Below are 17,778 nucleotides of genomic sequence, written 5' to 3'. Positions count from 1 at the left end.
GCTCGAACTCCCCAAGTATTCAAGGGGAATGGACCATTGCGCACGCCCCGGCACCCCACCTAGTTTAAGCAGCTGCTTCAGTCCGGTTATCGGCTCACTTAACTTCCTTTCACGGGGGATGACTTCATGGACGTCAGTACACGCCTCGGCGTGCGCGCCGCCCTGCGCGCGGCCGCCGCGGCGGCCTGCGCGACCGCCGTTCTGGTGGCCGCCGGCCCGGCCCGCGCCGGCGCCGGCGAGCCGTCGGCGAAGCCCCGGGTGGAGGTCGAGATACCCGGACCGGAACACGGCGCCGACGCCGGATCCGGCCACGCGCTGGTCCCGGCGGGCGGTGCCGGACCGGCGAAGAGCGGCGGCCGGCTCTCCGAGGCCGAACGGATGGCCGACGGGGCGGTCACCAAGCTGGTCGACAACGGCCCCACCGCCGACCGCCTCGACGTCGTCGTCGTCGGCGACGGCTACACCGCCGCCGAACTGGACCGCTTCCACGCCGACGCGGCCGGGAAATGGGCCGAGGTGACCGCCGTCGAGCCGTACACCACCTACCGGAACCTCTTCAACGTCTGGACGGTCGACGCGGTCTCCCGCGAGTCCGGCGTGACCGGCGACCCCGACCAGGCCACCGTGCGCGACACCGCGGTCGGCTCGTACTTCTGGTGCGAGGGCATCGAGCGGCTCCTGTGCGTCGACCAGGCGAAGGTCGACGCGTACGTGGCCAAGGCGCCGGAGGCCGACCTGGTCATCGTGCTGGCCAACAGCGCCAAGTACGGCGGGGCCGGCTACAACGAGCCCAGCGCCACCCTCGGTTACGAGGGGATCTCGACGGCCTCCGCGGGGCACGCCAAGTCCGGCCAGGTCGCCATCCACGAAACCGGGCACTCGCTGGGCAAGCTCGCCGACGAGTACTTCTACCCGGGCGTCCCGGACTACGAGAAGTACACCGGCCCCGAGCCCGCCGACACCAACATCTCGGGCCTGACCGCGGACCGGATGGCCACCCAGCGCGCCAAGTGGCACCGCTGGCTGGGCGAGCCGTCGCCGGACGGCGGCGCGGTCGGCGCGTACGAGGGCGGCGGCTACTACGTCACCGGGCTCTACCGGCCCACCGAGAACTCGATCATGCGGGTGCTGGGCAAGCCGTTCAACCTCCCCGGCGTCGAGTCGATGATCGCCGGCTTCTACCGGCACGCCCGGATCGCGACCGCGCTCACCCCGACCGACCGCACCCTGCGGGTCCGTGACACGGCGAAGGCGGCCGTCCCGAGGCTGGAGGGCGCGGACGGGCGCCAGCCGGTGGTGCGCTGGTACCTCGACGGCAAGGAGCTGAAGCGCTTCGAGGGCCGGACCGAGGTGGCCGTGGCCGACCTCTGGATCTTCGACCTCCGCACGCACCGGCTGTCGGTCACGGTCGAGGACCGCACCCCGTCGGTCCGCGACCCGAAGCTCCTGCGGACCCTGCGCTCCACGGCCGCCTGGAGCGTCCGCCTCTAGGGCCGGCAGCTCCGGTGGTCTACCCGCCGTCGGCGGAGAAGTGCTGGTAGTCGGGGTGGGACCAGGTGCCGCCCCAGTGCCAGCCGACCTCGCGGAACGCGGTGGCGACGACGCCGTCCTCCGTGATCATTCCGGGGCGCGCCGGGTCCCGTCGAAGGTGCGCCCGGCCCGCTGTCGGGTGCACCTTCCCGCGCACGTCCACGTACGGGTTCTCGACCGGGTTGATGTCCACCGCGAGGCCCCAGGCGTGCCGCGAGAGCTTCCCGGGGTCCCCGGTCACCGGCCGGCAGTTGAACGCCGAGGTGTTGTCGGCGGCCATGGCCGCCGCGTCGTCGCCGCGGTACTCGGCCATCACGCGCATCCGCCGGATAGGGAAGCGGGCCCCGAAGGCCCGCTCCAAGACGTGCAGCAGCGGGGCGACCGCGTCGCCGTGGGCGATCAGCTCACCGCGGTGGACCTTGCCGTCGAAGCCCCAGTGGTTCACCCGGATCAGCCGCAGCCGCTCCGGGGGTACCGGGCACCCCGCCCGGAGGGTCGTGGCGAGTTTCCCCGCGGGAACGTCCGTGACCTCCGCCGCGAGCACGTGCGCGGCGGCCCGTACCGGAGCCCGGAGCTGCGTCTGCTGAGACGGCGAGCATCCGGGTGTCGCGCTCGCGCACAACACGAGGGCCGCGATCAGCGAGGCGGGCGCCGGGCGCGTGGGGCGCACACGTCCACTCTACGGTCCGGGCTTTCCGGTGGCCCGCGGGCGCATCCGGGCCCCCGCCGGAGCGGAGCCACCCCCTCGGCCGGGGGCTTCGGCGACCCGGCAGGTAGAGTCGTCCGGAATGTCCCCGGGCCGCCAGCGCCCCGGGGGCACACCGCCCCGGCACCACCCTCGCCCGGCGTCGTCCTGCCCTGCCCCGGCCGCCCCGGCGGCCGCCTGCCCGGAAACCCCTGAAATGAGCTCGAACGCCGCGCCCCGCACGCAGCCCCCACCCGCCACCCCAGCCGCAGTCACGGCCGCAGCCCCGGCACCCGACAGCGCCCCGCCGCGCCGGTGGCCGGCGGTCACCGTCCGGGCTCCGGCCAGGCCCGCCCCGGCGGCTGCCCTGCACAGCATCGCGGCGGCGACCACGGTCCTGCTGGGCCTCGTCGCGATCGGCGCGCTGATCCACGAGCCGGTGCTGATACCCCCGCTGGCCGCGAGCGCCGCGCTGGTCCACAGCGCCCCGACGCTGCCGCTCGCCCAGCCGCGCAACCTGGTCATCGGCCACCTGGCGGGCAGCGCCGTGGGCTACGCGGTCCTCGCGGCGGCGGGCAGCAGCGCCTGGGCGGCCGCCGTGGCGGCCGGCCTCACGCTCGGCCTCAACATGGTCGCCCGCACCCCGCACTCGCCGGCCGTCGCCACCGCCGTGATCATCGTGCTCCAGACCCCCGCCCCGGGCCGGTTCATCCCGCTGCTGTTCGGCGCGACCGTCCTGCTCGTCCTGACCGGCTACGCCGCTTCCCGCGTGCGCCGCAAGGCCCGGAGCTACCCCGTCTACTGGTGGTGACGCGGTACGGGGCTACGCCGCCCCGGGTGCCGGAAGCGCCTGCGGGCCCGCCGACGGGGCGGCGTCCGGCGTGGTGGAGGGCGCCGGGTCGGGATCGCAGACGACCTCGTCGCGCGGGGTGTAGTGGGTGGTGTGCTCCTCGCGCCTGACCTCCTGGCCGTCCTTGACGAAGATCCGGCCGATCTTGACGTCGAAGCCCTCCAGGGGCGTCTGGACCTCGCAGGCCGGGCCGGTGCCCGTGCGCTTGGCGGGCGGGGTGACGTTGGTGCGCGGACCCTTCGTCGCGCGTATCTCGTCGTACTTCTTCGTCCCCAGGAGGGTGATCGTCAGCGAGGTGTCGTTCGACTGGGCCCGGACGTAGACGGGGTGCCCCGAGTCGTTGAGCCAGCGCAGGTCGAGGCTGCCCCAGGCGACGGTCGCCTCCCGGCCCTCGGGGTAGCGCTCGATGTAGAAGGAGTGCGCTCCGTACTCGACCGGCTTGAGGCCGGCGAAGAACACGGCGTTGAACATCGTGGTGGCGACCGCGGACACGCCGCCGCCGGGCGACTTCACGTACTGGCCGTCGTTGATCATGATGCCGTCGACGAAGCCGTTCTCCTTCGTGCGCTCGCCGACCGTGCGGTTGAAGCTCCACTCCTGCCCCGGCATCACCACGGAGCCGTTGATCAGCTCCACTGCCCGGCCGATGTTCGTGGACCGGTACGGGGCGGCCGGGAACGCGACGGTGAAGGAGGAGAGCTTCTCCTTGATGCCGAGGCCCCGCGCCTCGGCGTCGGTGAACTCCGGCGCGACGGCGGTGGCGGCCACCTCGGCCCGGCGGTCGGCGCCCGAGCGGGTCAGCAGGGGCATGACGGCCCGGCCGAGGGCCGTCTCGGTGACCCGGTGTCCGGAGCGGCTGGGTTCGGTGACCACGGCCCGGCCGTTCGCGTCCAGGCCGATCACGGCGTCGCGCGGCTCGGTGTTCTCCCCGAGGGGGCCGGCCACGGCGGGATCGTCGAGCAGGCCGCCGGAGTCCAGGGACGGCACCAGGCGGCCGCGGGCGTCGGCCTCCATCTTCAGGTGCGCGCCGAGGACGGCCGGGGAAACCGGGACGGGGGTGCCGGCCACGGTGAGGGTGACGGGCCCGGACACCGCCGGCTCCGCGAACTCGCGCAGGGCCCGTCCGGTCTCGTCCGGTCCCACGCGAGGCTCGGTCTTCCGGACCGGCAGGGCGACGGGGCCGCCGTCCGGGCGGGGGCTCAGGTAGGCGTCCCGGAGCGTGTCGAAGACCCGGTCCTGGACGAGGGTGACGCCGGGCTGCGCGGCGACCACCCGCGGCTTGCCGTCGTGGAAGGCTATGGATCCGTCGCGGACCTGCTGCGCGGTGTCCGCGCGGAGCCGGTCGACCCCGGCCCGGGCGGTCTTCTCGTCCGTGCGGACCACGGGCTCGACGTCCGGGTCGCCGGAGGCGAACAGCCGGCCGATGACGCCGACCGGCCCGTGGCCCGCGCGGGCGGCGCGGTCGACGGTCGCGGCGGTGTCCAGGGACAGCCCGACGGAGGCGGGGGCGACCTGCGCGAGGCGGTCGCCGACGAGGACGGTGAGCGGGGCGGCGGCCCGCGGCCCGAGCGCGCCGGCCAGCGTGTGCTCCGCCTGCGCGCGGCTCATGCCGCCGATGTCCACGCCCCGGACCCGGGTGTCGGCGGCGATGTCGTCGCCGACCGCGAGCCCGGCGGCGTAGAGGCCGCCCAGTCCCAGCACCACGGCGCCTCCCGCCACCGGCAACGCGATCCGCCAGTTACCACTCCAGCTGCCCGAAGGTCGCACGTCTCTCCTTGTGGCGCCGACCGTCGGCGCGCGGCTCGCAGGCCGCGGCAGGGGCGCGTAGATGACCGATCCGGTCACCCATCATGACCCCGGAAAGGGGCCATTCAGGCGAGAAGGTAATGGTTCTCACAAACCGGGCAAAGGTGCCCCGGGTTCCGGCTGCACCACCTGGGCGGACAGACCGTCGAGCAGCAGCCCGAGACCCAGTTCGAAGCCGCGGTCGTCGAGCGCGGCCAGGCCCTCGCCGGTGGCCGCGGCGTCCGCGAGGGAGTCGGCCAGGGCCGGGTACGCGGGGCGGTACTCGTCGGCGGGGCGGGTGAAGCCCGCCGTGAAGGTCTCCAGCGCGGACCCCAGGACCAGGTAGTCGATGGCGGCGGCCGCCTCGGCGGCCCGCGCCGGGGTGCAGCCCGCCCGGACGAGGGCGGCGAGCAGGGCGTCGTAGCCGCGCAGTGCCCGGTCCGCCTCGACCTGGCGGCGGGCCGCGGGCGCGATCGCGTTGGGATGGCGCAGGTAGACCCGGCGGTAGCCGCGGGCGTACGCGGCGATCCCCGCGCGCCAGTCGGGCCCGTCGAGCGGGCTCAGGTCGATCTCCTCGTTGATCAGTTCCGAGACCGCGTCGAGCACGTCCTCCTTGGACGCCACGTGGTGGTAGAGCGACGCCCCCTTCACTCCGAGGCGGTCGGCGAGCGTGCGCATCTTGAGGGCCTGGGGGCCTTCCTCGTCGAGGAGCTCGAGGGCCGCGCGGGCGATGTTCCCGCGGCTGAGCAGCGGCTGGTTCGGTCGGCCCACGTGTGATCCCCCTCGTTCGTGGCCGCCAGGTTACCCGTTGGCAGGGTCTTCCCCTGGAGTCCGGGTCGGGTTAAGGTCCCCGCAATCCCTCAACCTAACAACGTTAGATTTAGCTCTCGGAACGCGCCGCCCGCCCGGCCCGTTCCTGCTCCGTGAGAGGTACGCATGCCAGACCTTCCCTCCACCCGCCCAGACGCCGACGCGGCCCGGATGACCGACCTGGGCTACACCCAGGAGCTGAACCGCAGCCTCGGCGTCCTCGGCAACATCGCCATGGGCTTCGCCGTCGTCTCGCCCGTCGTGGCCCTGTACGCCGTCTCGATGGTCGGCACGATGATCGCCGGGCCCGCCTGGGTGTGGGCGCTGCCGATCGTGCTGCTCGGCCAGTGCCTCGTCGTCAACGTCTACTCCGAGCTGGCCTCCCAGTGGCCGCTCGCCGGCGGGCCCTACCAGTGGGGGCGCCGGCTGCTCGGCCCGTCCTTCGGCTGGATGAGCGGCTGGGTGTGGCAGTTCGCCGTCATGTTCGGCAACACCACCGTCGCCTACCTGGCGGCCCCCTGGGTCTTCGCCCTCGTCGGCGCCACCCCCACGCCCGGCTCCATGGTCGCCGTGGCCGCCGGGATCCTGCTGGCCTGCATGCTGGTCAACGCGTACGGGATCAGGATCCTGAGCTGGTTCGTCTCCCTGGGCATCGCCGCCGAGGCCATCGCCTCCGTGCTGGTCGGCTTCGCGCTGCTGCTGTTCTTCCGCGAGCACGGCTTCGCGCTGTTCACCGAGACGCTGGGCGCCGAGGAGCTCTCCGGCGGTTCGACCACGATGGCGTTCCTGGCCGTACTGGCTGTCGCCGGCTGGGGCTTCATCGGATTCGACGCCTGCGTGTCCACCGCCGAGGAGACCAAGGACGCCGGCCGCCAGGTGCCCCGCGCCATGTGGTGGGCACTGCTCAGCGTCGGCCTCGTCGTCATCCTCAACGCGATGGCAGTCGCCCTCGCCCACCCCTCGCCGCAGGCCGTCGTCGCCGGTGAGGACCTCGACCCGGTGACCACCGCCGTCACCACCGCCTTCGGCTCCTGGTCGGACAAGCCGTTCGTCGCCGTGGTCCTCGTCGGCTTCCTCGCCTGCGCCATGGCCTCCCAGGGCGGCGCCGCCCGAGGGGTGTACTCGCTGGCCCGCGACGGCGGCTTCCCCTTCTCCCGCCAGGTGCGCAAGGTCAACCGCCGCCAGGCGCCCATCGGCGGGCTGATCGCCTCCACCCTGGTCAGCTGCACCGGCCTGCTCCTCGGCCTGAACGCCACCGCCATCGGCAGCCTGATCGCCTTCGGCACCGCGGCCACCTTCCTGCCGTTCTTCCTGGTCGCCCTGGCCGCGCTGATCGCCCGGCTGCGCGGGACCTGGGTCCCCTCCGGACACATCCGGCTCGGGCGCAAGGGCACCTTCCTGAACGTGCTGGCCGTGCTCTGGACCGCCTTCGAGGTGGTCAACGTCTGCTGGCCGCGCGCCATCCTCGCGCCGCCCGGAGCCCCCTGGTACCAGATCTGGGCGGGCCTGCTCGGCATCGGCGTGGTGGTCACGGTGGGCCTGCTCTACCTCGTGGCCAAGAAGCCCCAGCGCGCGATCCGCGCCGCGCAGGAGCAGCGCGAGCAGGGCCAGGGGAGCGCCGCGCCCGGCGCGGACGCCCTCGCCGCCGAGAGCCGCTGAACCGAGCCCCCTCGTTCCGGCATCCGCATCGCATCGAAGGAGTACTGTCATGGACCTGCCACCCGCCCACGGCCCGGCCGGCTCGCGCGCCCCGCACGGCTCGCGCGCCCCGCTCCGCCCGCGCATGACGCGCCGAGGCTTCACCGCCGCGGCCCTCTCGGCCGCCGCCCTCCCGCTGCTCGGTCACACCGCCTTCGCCGCGGAGAGCGCGGACCCGCTCCACGCACCCGCCGAATGGGAACCGCACGCCGGCTGCGTGATGGCCTGGCCCTGGGACCGGCAGGTCGGCTGGGGAGGCCTGCTCGCCGACGTACAGGCCGAGATCGCCGGAATCGCCCGGGCCATCGCCCGGTTCGAGCCGGTGCTCATGGTGGCCGAGCCGGGCACGGCGGCGCAGGCGCGCCAGCAGTGCGGCAGCTCGGTCACCGTCATCGAGTACCCGATCAACGACTGCTGGACCCGGGACACCGGCCCGATCTTCGCCGTCAACCCCGCCCGGACGGCCCGCACCGGCCTCGACTTCGCCTTCAACGGCTGGGGCGGCAAGTACCCGTACGACAAGGACGACTTCCTCCCCGTCGGCGTGTGCGCCCACCTGGGTGACACCCGCCGGCCCGTCGACATGGTCCTGGAGGGCGGAGCCGTCCTCACCGACGGACAGGGCACCCTCATCACCACCGAGGAGTGTCTGCTCCACCCCAACCGCAACCCCGGCATGACCCGTGCGCAGATCGAGGCCGAGCTGCTCGCCGCGTACGGAGCGAGCAAGGTGATCTGGCTGCCGTACGGCCTCCACGGGGACGACATCACCAACGGACACGTCGACCTCGTCGCCGCCTACCTGGGCCCCGCCCGGCTCCTGCTCCACACCCAGCCCGACCCCGCGAGCCCCAATCACGCCCGGATGGCCGCGAACAAGGCGGTGCTCGCCTCCGCGACCGACGCCTGCGGCCGTCCCTTCCAGGTGGTGGAGATGCACCACCAGCCGCACTTCCGCCAGAACGGGCTCGCGGTGGAGACCTTCAGCTACACGAACTACTACCTGACCAGCGGCAGCGTCGTCGTACCCACGGCCGGGGAACCGGCCGACGCCCTCGCGCTCGGCGAGTTCGCCGCCCTCTTCCCCGGCCGGGAGGTGGTCGGTGCGAGGGCGCGGGTCCTCGCCTGGGGCGGCGGCGGCGTCCACTGCGTGACGCAGCACGTGCCCCACGTGCAATAGCCCGGAAACGGCACCGGCCGGTGCCCGCCGCGATGGGGGTCGCGGCGGGCACCGGCCTGTGGCCTGTGGGGACGTCCGGCTACATGGGGTCCATGCCCCGGTCGTCCATCCGGCCGGCCTCCTGCTCGCTCTGCTCCTGGAGTCGGCGGGCCTTCTCCTTCAGCCGACGGCGCTCTTCCGGGTCGGTCGAACGCTCGGCCGCATCGTTCAGCTCCTGGGCCTTCGCGCGCATCTGCTGGGACCGGCCTCGGGACTCGCCTGAAACGCTCATGATCGCTCCTTGGATCAGTGGGGGAGAGCGGGCGGATTCAGCGAACCAGCACTGCGCCGCACACGCATCTCGAACCGTCACCCAGCGTGACCCGGCGCGAATGGCCGACCGCGGATGCCGGGACGCCGCCGCTCGGCGAACCTGTGGTCGTGACCCGAAGCTCCCCCATCACGCTGCGCGTCAACGGCACGGACCACGCCCTGCGGCCCGACCACCGCGTCACCCTGCTCGACGCCCTCCGCGACCACCTCGGCCTCACCGGGGCGAAGAAGGGCTGCGACCACGGCCAGTGCGGCGCCTGCACCGTCCTCCTCGACGGGCGGCGGGCCTACAGCTGCCTGCTGCTCGCGGTCGCCCAGGACGGCGCGGAGGTCACCACCGTGGAGGGGCTCGCCGAAACCGAGGTCGGCGCCGACCTCCAGCGGGCGTTCGTCGAACGCGACGCCTTCCAGTGCGGCTTCTGCACACCCGGCCAGCTCTGCTCCGCCGTCGGCGCCCTCGCCGAAGCCGACAACGAGCCCGACGGCCCGGCGGTGCTCACCGACGGGGAGATCCGGGAACGGCTCAGCGGCAACCTCTGCCGCTGCGGCGCCTACCCGGCCATCGTCCGGGCCGTCCGGGACGTGGCCGGATGAAGCCCTTCGGCTACGTACGGCCCGCCACCCTCCGGGAAGCCGCCCAGGCGCACGCCGCCCACCCCGGCTCCCGCTACCTCGGCGGCGGCACCAACCTCGTGGACCTCATGAAGCTCGGCGTCGAACGCCCCGGCACGCTCGTCGACCTCTCCCGGCTCCCGCTCCACGCCATCGAGGAGCGGCCCGGCGGCGCACTCCTCATCGGAGCCACCGCCCGCGCCGCCGACGTGGCCGCGCACCCCCTCGTACGCACCCGCTACCCGGCCCTCGCCCAGGCCCTGCTCGCCGGAGCGTCCGCGCAGCTCCGCAACGTCGCCACCACCGGCGGCAACCTCCTCCAACGGACCCGGTGCACCTACTTCCAGGACCTCTCCAAAGCCTGCAACAAGCGGGCGCCCGGCACCGGTTGCTCCGCGCTCGACGGCATCCACCGCGACCACGCCGTGCTCGGCCACTCCACCCACTGCGTCGCCACCCACCCCTCGGACATGGCCGTAGCCCTCGCCGCCTTCGACGCCGACGTGGAGCTGTACGGGGTCCACGGCACCCGCACCGTGCCGGCCACCGCCTTCCACCGGCTGCCGGGGGACCACCCCGAACGGGACACCGAGATCCGGGACGGCGAGATCGTCACCGGGGTGCTGCTGCCGCCGGCCGCGCCCGGCGCCCGCTCCCGGTACCGCAAGGCCCGCGACCGGGCCTCGTTCGCCTTCGCGCTCGCCTCCGTCGCCGTCGTCCTCGACGTCGACCCCGAGGAGGGCCTGGTCCGGCATGCCGCCCTCGCCTTCGGCGGGCTCGCCCACCGCCCCTGGCGCGCCACCGCCGCCGAGCGGGCGCTGACCGGGGCCCGGCCGACCCCCGACACCTTCCGGCGGGCGGTCGACGCGGAACTGGCCGAGGCCCGGCCGCTGCGCGACAACGCCTTCAAGGTCACCCTCGCCCGCAACCTCGCCTGCGACGTCCTCGGCGCACTCGCCACCCCGTAAGCCCCCGGAGGAGCAGCCCCCATGCCGCCGCACCCCGCACTCGGCACCCCCACCGTCCGCACCGAGGGCCCGCAGAAGGTCACGGGCGCCGCCCGCTACGCCGCCGACCACGTCCCGCCCGGCTGCGCCTACGCCTGGCCCGTGCCCGCGACCGTCCCGCGCGGCCGCGTCACCGCCGTCGACACGGCCGCCGCCCTGGCCCTCCCCGGCGTCCTCGCCGTCCTCACCCCGTACGACGCGCCCCGCCTGGGCCCCTGGCCGGACCCCACCCTGCGCGTCCTCCAGGACCCCGCCGTCCCGCACCGCGGCTGGTACGTGGCGCTCGCCGTCGCCGACACCCCGGAAGGCGCCCGCGCCGCCGCCGAAGCGGTACGGATCGACTACGCGACCGAGCCGCACGAGTCCGTCCTGTACGAGGACCACCCGGACGCCTACACCCCCGAAGAGGTCAACGGCGGCTACCCCGCCTTCCGCGAACAGGGCGACCCGGACACGGCGCTCGCCGCCGCACCCGTACGGATCGACTGCGCCTACCGCGTGCCGCCCCTGCACAACCACCCCATGGAGCCCCATGCAGCCACTGCCGCCTGGGACCCCGGGCCGGGCCGCCTCACCGTCCACGACTCCAGCCAGGGCGCGGGCATCGTCCGGATGACCCTCGCCGCCCTCTTCGGCCTGCCCGAGGACCAGGTCGAGGTCGTCTCCGAACACGTCGGCGGCGCCTTCGGCTGCAAGGGCACCCCGCGCCCCCACGTCGTCCTGGCGGTCATGGCCGCCCTGCACACCGGCCGCCCCGTCACGCTCTCCCTGCCCCGGCGCCACCTGGCCGCCACCGTCGGGCACCGGGAGCCCACGCTCCACCGGCTCGCGCTGGGCGCCCGCCCCGACGGCACCCTCACGGCCCTCACCCACACCGTCACCGCCCACACCTCCCGGGTGAGCGAGTTCGTCGAGCAGGCCGCCGTGCCCACCCGGATCATGTACGCCGTACCGGACATCCGCACCAGCCACCGCGTCGTCCCCCTGGACGTCCCCACCCCCTCCTGGATGCGGGCCCCCGGCGAGACCCCCGGCATGTACGCCCTGGAATCGGCCATGGACGAACTCGCCGACGCCCTCGGGATGGACCCGATCGAGCTGCGGATCCGCAACGAGCCCGCCGTCGAACCGGATTCCGGCCGCCCCTTCAGCAGCCGCCACCTGGTCGAATGCCTGCGCGAGGGCGCGGAACGGTTCGGCTGGTCCGCCCTGCGCACCCCGCGCCGGGAGGGGCCGCTGCTGTGCGGGGTCGGCGTGGCCTCCGCCACCTACCCCGTCTGGATCGCCCCCTCCACCGCCCGCGCCACCGCCCGGCCCGGCGGCGACCACCTCGTCGAGCTCAACGCCACCGACCTCGGCACCGGCGCCCGTACCGTCCTCACCCAGGTGGCCGCCGACGCCCTCGGAGTCCCGGCCGATGCCGTCACCGTGGCCATCGGCCGCACCAGCCTCCCGTTGGCCCCCCTCGCAGGCGGCTCCGCCGGCACCGCTTCCTGGGGCTGGGCCGTCCACGAGGCCTGCACCGCCCTCGCCGCCCGGCTGGCCGGCCACCACGGGCCGCTGCCGCCCGAAGGGATCTCCGCGACCGCCGACACCACCCGGGCGGCCAAGGAGAAGCCCCCGTACGCCCGCCACTCCTTTGGCGCGCACTTCGCCGAGGTCCGTGTCGACACCGTCACCGGCGAGGTACGCGTACACCGGCTCCTCGGGGTCTATGCGGCGGGGCACATCCTGAACCCGACCACCGCGCGCTCGCAGTTCGTCGGAGGCATGGTGATGGGCCTCGGCATGGCCCTCACCGAGCACAGCTCGGTCGACCCGGCCTACGGGGACTTCGCCGAGAGCGACCTGGCCTCCTACCACCTGCCCGGGCACGCGGACGTACCCGGCATCGAGGCGCACTGGATCGACGAGCACGACGAACACCTCGGCCCCCTGGGCGGCAAGGGCATCGGGGAGATCGGCATCGTCGGGGTGGCCGCCGCGATCGGCAACGCCGTCCACCACGCCACCGGGCACCGGCTGCGCGAACTGCCGCTCACCCCGGACCGGGTACTGGCGGTCCTCGGCTGAGCCCGGACGGTCAGCCGGTCTGTCTCAGACCGTGTCCGCCCCGAGGGCGGTGGTGAGGGTGAACAGCGCCCCGTCCGGGTCGCGGAGCGTCACCCAGCGCTCCTCGGCGTTCGAGATGATGTCCGAGACGGTGCGGCCGCCGAGCGCCACGGCCGCCTCGATCGCCGGGCGCAGCTTCGGCACCCGGAAGTGGACGTGCCAGCGCGGACGGGTGTGCGGGGAGTACGACGCCAGCTCGACCGGGCCGCTGTTGAGCCGCGCGACGGGCATGCCGTCCTGCCGCAGCACCACCTGGTCCTCCTCGTAGCTGACCTCGCAGCAGCCGGGGCGCTCGGTGGCCCACTCCAGCACCGCGCCGTAGAACATCGCCGCGTCCAGCGCGTTCCTGGTGCGCAGCTCCAGCCAGGCCGGCGCCGGGCCCTTGCCCACCCGCCAGTCCGCCGCCACATCGCCCTCCCAGATCCCGAACACCGCCCCGTCGGGGTCGGCGACGAGCGCCCCGCGGCCGCCGGACTCGAAGGAGACGGGACCGACCGCGATCGTGCCGGTGCGCTCCCGGATCCGGTCCACCGCCACGTCGGCGTCGTCCACGGCGAAGTACGGGGTCCACGCCACCGCGACCGCCAGGTCCCCGGCCAGCGCGCCGATGCCCGCCACCGGGACGCCGTCCAGCATCGCCACCGAGAAGGCCTCGCCGAGGCGGGCCGGCCGGAACGTCCAGCCCGCGACCGCACCGTAGAACCGCTGCGCCGTGTCGAGGTCGCGGGCCATCAGGCTCACCCAGCAGGGAGCCCCGAAGACCTCCCTCGTCGAAATCTCCACCGCTCGCTCCGTCCCTCGTGGGGCCCCCGGTCCCATTCTGGGCCTTTCCGGGAGGACCTTCACCGCCGATGGCCCCCTTCGTGCACGAGAGGTGGCCGGTCGTCACGCTGTGTGGTGATACCGCTCCGTCCCGGGCGGCGCTAGCCTCGTCCCGGACGCGCGCCCGCACCCTCGGAAGGCAGGTCTCCCATGGTCGGTTCCCCGGTTCCGGTGGTTCCCGTCGTTCCCGTCGTGCCCGTCATCGATCTCGGGCCGTGGCGGTCCGGCGACCCCGACGCCCGGGCCCGTACGGCGGCCCGCGTCGACGAGGCCCTGCGCGCGGCCGGATTCCTGCTGGTCACCGGGCACGGCGTGGACCCGGCCTTGCCCGCGCGGATCCGGGAGGCGGCGGGGGAGTTCTTCCGGCTGCCGGCCGCGGTGAAGGAGCCGTACGCCGTCACGGTCGGCGGCCGGGGCTGGCTCGGACCCGGAGCCGAGGCCAACAGCTACGCGGAGGGCGAGCCCTCCCCGCCCGACCTCAAGGAGTCCTGGTCCTTCGCGGCCGACGAGCCCACCGGGGTGCCCGCCGTGGACGCCGAATGGTTCCGGCCCAACACCTGGCCGGCCGAGGTCCCCTCGCTGCGGCCGCTGGTGGCCGAGTACCTGGACCTGATGCGGGCCCTCTCCGACGAGCTGCTGGAACTGCTGGCCACCGCCCTCGGCCTCGAAGAGGACCACTTCACCCGCCACACCTCACACCCCACCTGGGGGTTCAACCTCAACTGGTACCCCGGCACCGACACCGTCGGCCCGCCGCTGCCCGGCCAGTTCCGCATCGGCGCCCACACCGACTTCGGCACGGTCACGGTCTTGGACCGCCAGCTCGGCTCGGGCGGCCTCCAGATCCACACCGACGCCGACGGCTGGCAGGACGCGCCCTACGACCCGGCGGCGCTCACCGTGAACATCGGCGACCTCATGGCCCGCTGGACCGGCGACCGCTGGCGAGCGGGCCGCCACCGCGTCCTGCCGCCGCCCGCCGACAGCCCGGCCGAGGAACTGATCTCCCTCGTCTACTTCTACGAGTGCGACGCGCACACCCGCGTGGAATCCCTCCCCGCCCCCATCGGCCGCGTGGTCCACGACCCGGTCGACTCGCACGCGTACCTGCGGGGCAAACTCGACGCGATCAGCGTGCCTACGACTTCGGAGTGACCGCGAGACATCCCCTGGCGGGACCCCGACGTCCTCCTTTGAGTTGACGATCCGGCGGGTCGGGATCCGTAGGTTCGGCTCATGAGCCGATACCGAACAGCTGCCGCCGCCGCGTTACTTGCCCTGCTCCTTCCGGTCCCGCTCGCCGCCGCCGGCACGTCGGCGGCCGCCGAAGCACCAGCCGCCGCGGCCGGGAGCCGCGGCCCGGTGGTGGAACTCCCGCGCCCCACAGGCGGTTTCTCCGTGGGGCTCGACACGCTCCACCTCGTGGACCACGGCCGCACCGATCCCTGGGCAGGCTCCGGGCCGCGCGAGCTGATGGTCACCATGCGCTACCCGGCCCGGCGCGACACCGGCAGCACGACCCGCTACCTCACGGCCGAGGAGGCGCGGCTGCTGCTGGTCGACCGGGGCCTGGACAAGGTGATCCCGGTCGAGACCCTCACCGGCACGGTGACCCGTTCCCGTGCCAACGCACGGCCCGTCGCCGGAAAGTACCCGCTGGTCGTCCTCTCACCGGGGTTCACCGTCCACCGCTCCACCCTCACCGCGCTCGCCGAGGACCTGGCCTCCCGCGGCTACGTGGTCGCCTCGGTGGACCACGCGTACGAGAGCGTCGGCACCGCCTTCCCCGGCGGGCGCGTGCTGGAGTGCCTGGCCTGCGAAAGGGTCGAATCAGGGGCCGCCACCATGAAGGCGGTCAGCGACAACCGGGCCCGCGACGTCTCCTTCCTCCTGGACCGCCTCACCGGCCGTCACCCCGCCTGGCGCCACTCCCGCCTCATCGACGAAACCCGCATCGCGATGGCGGGCCATTCCATCGGCGGCGCCTCCGCGGTCGCCGCGATGGCGACCGACCCGAGGATCCGCGCCGGGGTCAACATGGACGGCGGACTCGCGACGCCCGTCCCCGCGGCCGGGCTCGGCGGGCGCCCCTTCATGCTGCTCGGCGCCCAGCAGCGCGGCCCTGGAGGCAACCCGAGCTGGGACCGCGACTGGCCCCTGCTCGACGGCTGGAAGCGCTGGATCACCTTCGCCGGCTCCGGCCACTTCACCTTCTCCGACTTCCCGGCGATCGGCGAACAGCTGGGCCTGTCGATCGACCCGACGGCCCCGCTGCCCGGCGGCCGCTCCGTCGAGCTGACCCGCCGCTACGTCGCCGCCTTCCTCGACCAGCACCTGCGCGGCCGCCCGCAGCCCCTGCTCGACGGCCCGACCGCAGACGCGCCGGAAGTCCGCTTCCACACCCCGTGACCGGTCAGACCACCGTCACCGGGTGCCGCACGACCGCGTCGAAGAGGTAGCCCTGCGTGTTGTGGACCGACGTCTCCGGCTGCGTCCGCCCGGTGGCGTCGGTCGCCCGCGCCAGCAGCGCCGTCGCGCCCGCCGTCCGCGGGGTCCACGGCACCGACCAGCGCACCCAGCCGCCCCTGCGCGCGGCGTCGTGCAGCCGGGCCCGCTGCCAGCGGCGGCCGCCGTCGGTGCTCACCTCCACCCGGGTGACGGCGGCCGCGCCCGACCAGGAACGGCCCGTCAGCAGCCGTGTCCGGTGCAGGGGAACGGCGGCGCCCAGCTCCAGCTCGAAGGCGCTCTTGAGGGTCTGCCGGGCGAGCGGGGCGCTGCCCTGCGCCGGGTGCTCGGGCCCGAACAGGCGGTACATGTCGGTGTTCCACGGCGAGTACAGCGGCCGGCTGCTCACCTCGATGTCCCCGACCCACTTGATCGAGGAGATACCGACCCACTCCGGTACGACGAGACGCACCGGCCCGCCGTGGTCGGCCGGCAGCGGCTGCCCGTTCATCTCGTACGCCAGCAGTACGTCGTCCAGCGCCTTCTCCAGCGGCAGCGGCCGCCGCACCCGGCCGAGGTTCACCCCGTTCGCCACCACCTCGTCGTCCAGCCCGCGCGGCAGCACGTCCACCGCCCCGGGGGACACGCCCGCCAGCCGCAGCACGTCCGAGAGCCGCGCGCCGCGCCAGCGGGCCACGCCGATCGCGCCCAGCGTCCAGGGGGTGCCGGTGACGGCCTGGCCCTGCTGCGTGGCGTAGAAGCTGCGCCCGTTGCCCGCGCACTCGATGAACAGCGTCCGCTCGACGGGCCGCAGCGCGCGCACCTGCTCGTACGAGAAGCCGACCGGGCCGCCGGCCAGTCCGTCGCCCCACACCTCCAGCCGCCAGGCAGCGGTGTCGATCCGCGGGGTGGAGGTGTGGTTGCGCACGAAGAACCGGTCGACCGGGGTGAGCGGGCCGGTGCCGCGCAGCGCCGCGAAGTTCGTCTCCGCGTTGGTGCCGCGCAGGGTGAAGAACTCCGGCGGCAGCGGCTTGAGGATGCCCGGCGCCGCCGCCGCGGTGCCCGAGGCCGCCGCCGTGCCCGCCGCACCCAGCCCCAGCGATCCGGCCGCCGCCCCGACCGCGAGCAGTTTGAGCAGGTCGCGGCGGTCCACTCCGGCGGACCGGGCGCTGCCGCGGGCCCACTGCCGAAGGCGCGTGCGGTCGTACCGGCTCTCGTCCGACAGGTCGAAGGGCATGCTCGGAGACTCCTTGATCGCGATTTCCGACGGACCGTAGCGGCCCGGGGCGGACCGCCGGAACCTTCCCGCCGATCCCGCCACGAACCCGCAACACCGCCGCAATGGCCGATTACCGCCGACCCCCCGAACTTCGGCAGGATGGGGGCCATGACCGAGATCCGCACCCCCCGACTCCTGCTGCGCCGATGGACCGACGACGACCTCGTCCCCCTGTCGGAGATCAACGCCGACCGGGAGGTGATGCGCTGGATCGGCGACGGCTCCACCCTCGACCTCGACCAGACCGCCGAGCAGATCGAGAGCATGGAGGACGAGTGGGACGAGGAGGGCTTCGGCCTCTTCGCCGTCGAACTCCTCGCCTCGGGCGAGCTCATCGGGGTCGTCGGACTGTACGTGCCCGAAGACCTCCCGGAAGCCCTCCCGGACATCGCGATCAGCTGGCGCCTCGGCCGCCAGTACTGGGGCCAGGGCTACGCCTCCGAGGCCGCCCAGGCCTCCCTCGAGTTCGCCCTCCAGGACCGCGGCCTCGACCGGGTGATCGCCGTCAACCGGGCCGGCAACGACGAATCCGAGAACGTCATCCGCAAGCTCGGCATGGTCCACGAACGCGACACCACCGACCCCGAACACCGCTACCTCCTGCAGATCCACGGCATCGACCTCACCGAGTACGAGGCCTGACCCCCTCCG

General features: G+C 74.1%; 16 protein-coding genes. 10 read left to right on the top strand and 6 right to left on the bottom strand.

Going from position 1 to position 17,778, the window contains the following annotated elements; genetic code table 11:
* The first annotated feature begins 126 nt into the window (after positions 1–126).
* Positions 127–1,491 (top strand): M64 family metallopeptidase, encoded by a 1,365-nt coding sequence (locus tag AB0O21_RS05575; RefSeq protein WP_365166559.1) that lies wholly within the window; start codon positions 127–129, stop codon positions 1,489–1,491.
* A gap of 19 nt (positions 1,492–1,510) precedes the next feature.
* On the opposite strand, the gene AB0O21_RS05570 is transcribed toward AB0O21_RS05575, so the two are convergent.
* Positions 1,511–2,200, bottom strand: coding sequence for a M15 family metallopeptidase (locus AB0O21_RS05570; protein WP_365166557.1), 690 nt, complete (start codon positions 2,198–2,200; stop codon positions 1,511–1,513).
* 232 nt (positions 2,201–2,432) lie between these two features.
* On the opposite strand from AB0O21_RS05570, the gene AB0O21_RS05565 reads away from it, so the two are divergent.
* Positions 2,433–3,026 (top strand): HPP family protein, encoded by a 594-nt coding sequence (locus AB0O21_RS05565; RefSeq protein WP_365166554.1) that lies wholly within the window; start codon positions 2,433–2,435, stop codon positions 3,024–3,026.
* Between the two features lie 12 nt (positions 3,027–3,038).
* Here AB0O21_RS05565 and AB0O21_RS05560 read toward each other — a convergent pair whose 3' ends face one another.
* On the bottom strand, positions 3,039–4,769 hold the full coding sequence (locus tag AB0O21_RS05560) for a VanW family protein (RefSeq protein ID WP_365166552.1): 1,731 nt from the start codon (positions 4,767–4,769) through the stop codon (positions 3,039–3,041).
* Positions 4,770–4,958: 189 nt separating this feature from the next.
* Complete coding sequence (locus AB0O21_RS05555; RefSeq protein ID WP_365166550.1) at positions 4,959–5,621, bottom strand: TetR/AcrR family transcriptional regulator C-terminal domain-containing protein; 663 nt, start codon at positions 5,619–5,621, stop codon at positions 4,959–4,961.
* A gap of 165 nt (positions 5,622–5,786) precedes the next feature.
* Here AB0O21_RS05555 and AB0O21_RS05550 point away from each other — a divergent pair, with 165 nt between their 5' ends.
* Entirely contained in the window at positions 5,787–7,319 is a 1,533-nt protein-coding gene (locus AB0O21_RS05550) for an APC family permease (RefSeq protein ID WP_365166547.1), read from the top strand.
* Between the two features lie 49 nt (positions 7,320–7,368).
* Complete coding sequence (locus AB0O21_RS05545; protein WP_365166544.1) at positions 7,369–8,538, top strand: agmatine deiminase family protein; 1,170 nt, start codon at positions 7,369–7,371, stop codon at positions 8,536–8,538.
* 79 nt (positions 8,539–8,617) lie between these two features.
* Here AB0O21_RS05545 and AB0O21_RS05540 read toward each other — a convergent pair whose 3' ends face one another.
* A complete protein-coding gene (locus tag AB0O21_RS05540; RefSeq protein ID WP_365166541.1) occupies positions 8,618–8,809 on the bottom strand; it encodes a DUF6381 family protein in 192 nt (63 codons plus the stop codon).
* Positions 8,810–8,958: 149 nt separating this feature from the next.
* Here AB0O21_RS05540 and AB0O21_RS05535 point away from each other — a divergent pair, with 149 nt between their 5' ends.
* Genes AB0O21_RS05535 through AB0O21_RS05525 form a run of 3 tightly spaced genes read left to right on the top strand, consistent with a single transcriptional unit; the run spans position 8,959 to position 12,542 of the window.
* Positions 8,959–9,444 carry a (2Fe-2S)-binding protein gene (locus AB0O21_RS05535; protein ID WP_365166539.1) on the top strand — a complete coding sequence of 162 codons (486 nt, stop codon included), beginning with the start codon at positions 8,959–8,961 and terminating at the stop codon, positions 9,442–9,444.
* Positions 9,441–10,430 (top strand): xanthine dehydrogenase family protein subunit M, encoded by a 990-nt coding sequence (locus AB0O21_RS05530; protein ID WP_365166537.1) that lies wholly within the window; start codon positions 9,441–9,443, stop codon positions 10,428–10,430. Before AB0O21_RS05535 ends, AB0O21_RS05530 begins: the two co-directional genes overlap by 4 nt.
* Positions 10,431–10,451: 21 nt before the next feature.
* Positions 10,452–12,542, top strand: coding sequence for a xanthine dehydrogenase family protein molybdopterin-binding subunit (locus AB0O21_RS05525; protein ID WP_365166535.1), 2,091 nt, complete (start codon positions 10,452–10,454; stop codon positions 12,540–12,542).
* A 24-nt stretch (positions 12,543–12,566) separates the two neighbouring features.
* Here the strand turns inward: AB0O21_RS05525 and AB0O21_RS05520 are convergent, their stop codons facing one another.
* On the bottom strand, positions 12,567–13,313 hold the full coding sequence (locus AB0O21_RS05520; protein ID WP_365167125.1) for a VOC family protein: 747 nt from the start codon (positions 13,311–13,313) through the stop codon (positions 12,567–12,569).
* 240 nt (positions 13,314–13,553) lie between these two features.
* Here AB0O21_RS05520 and AB0O21_RS05515 point away from each other — a divergent pair, with 240 nt between their 5' ends.
* A complete protein-coding gene (locus AB0O21_RS05515; protein ID WP_365166533.1) occupies positions 13,554–14,558 on the top strand; it encodes a 2-oxoglutarate and iron-dependent oxygenase domain-containing protein in 1,005 nt (334 codons plus the stop codon).
* 81 nt (positions 14,559–14,639) lie between these two features.
* A complete protein-coding gene (locus tag AB0O21_RS05510; RefSeq protein ID WP_365166531.1) occupies positions 14,640–15,812 on the top strand; it encodes an alpha/beta hydrolase in 1,173 nt (390 codons plus the stop codon).
* 4 nt (positions 15,813–15,816) lie between these two features.
* On the opposite strand, the gene AB0O21_RS05505 is transcribed toward AB0O21_RS05510, so the two are convergent.
* Positions 15,817–17,085, bottom strand: a complete 1,269-nt coding sequence (locus tag AB0O21_RS05505; protein WP_365166529.1) for a sulfite oxidase — start codon at positions 17,083–17,085, stop codon at positions 15,817–15,819.
* 150 nt (positions 17,086–17,235) lie between these two features.
* Between AB0O21_RS05505 and AB0O21_RS05500 the strand changes: the two genes are divergently transcribed.
* Positions 17,236–17,769, top strand: coding sequence for a GNAT family N-acetyltransferase (locus tag AB0O21_RS05500; protein WP_365166527.1), 534 nt, complete (start codon positions 17,236–17,238; stop codon positions 17,767–17,769).
* Positions 17,770–17,778: the final 9 nt, after the last annotated feature.

Origin of the sequence: Streptomyces sp. NPDC091371, from assembly GCF_040684275.1 — a bacterium.
Classification (GTDB): Bacteria; Actinomycetota; Actinomycetes; order Streptomycetales; family Streptomycetaceae; genus Streptomyces.
The sequence above is the reverse complement of the archived record's forward strand: the minus strand, read 5'-3'. Positions and strand labels throughout refer to the sequence as shown.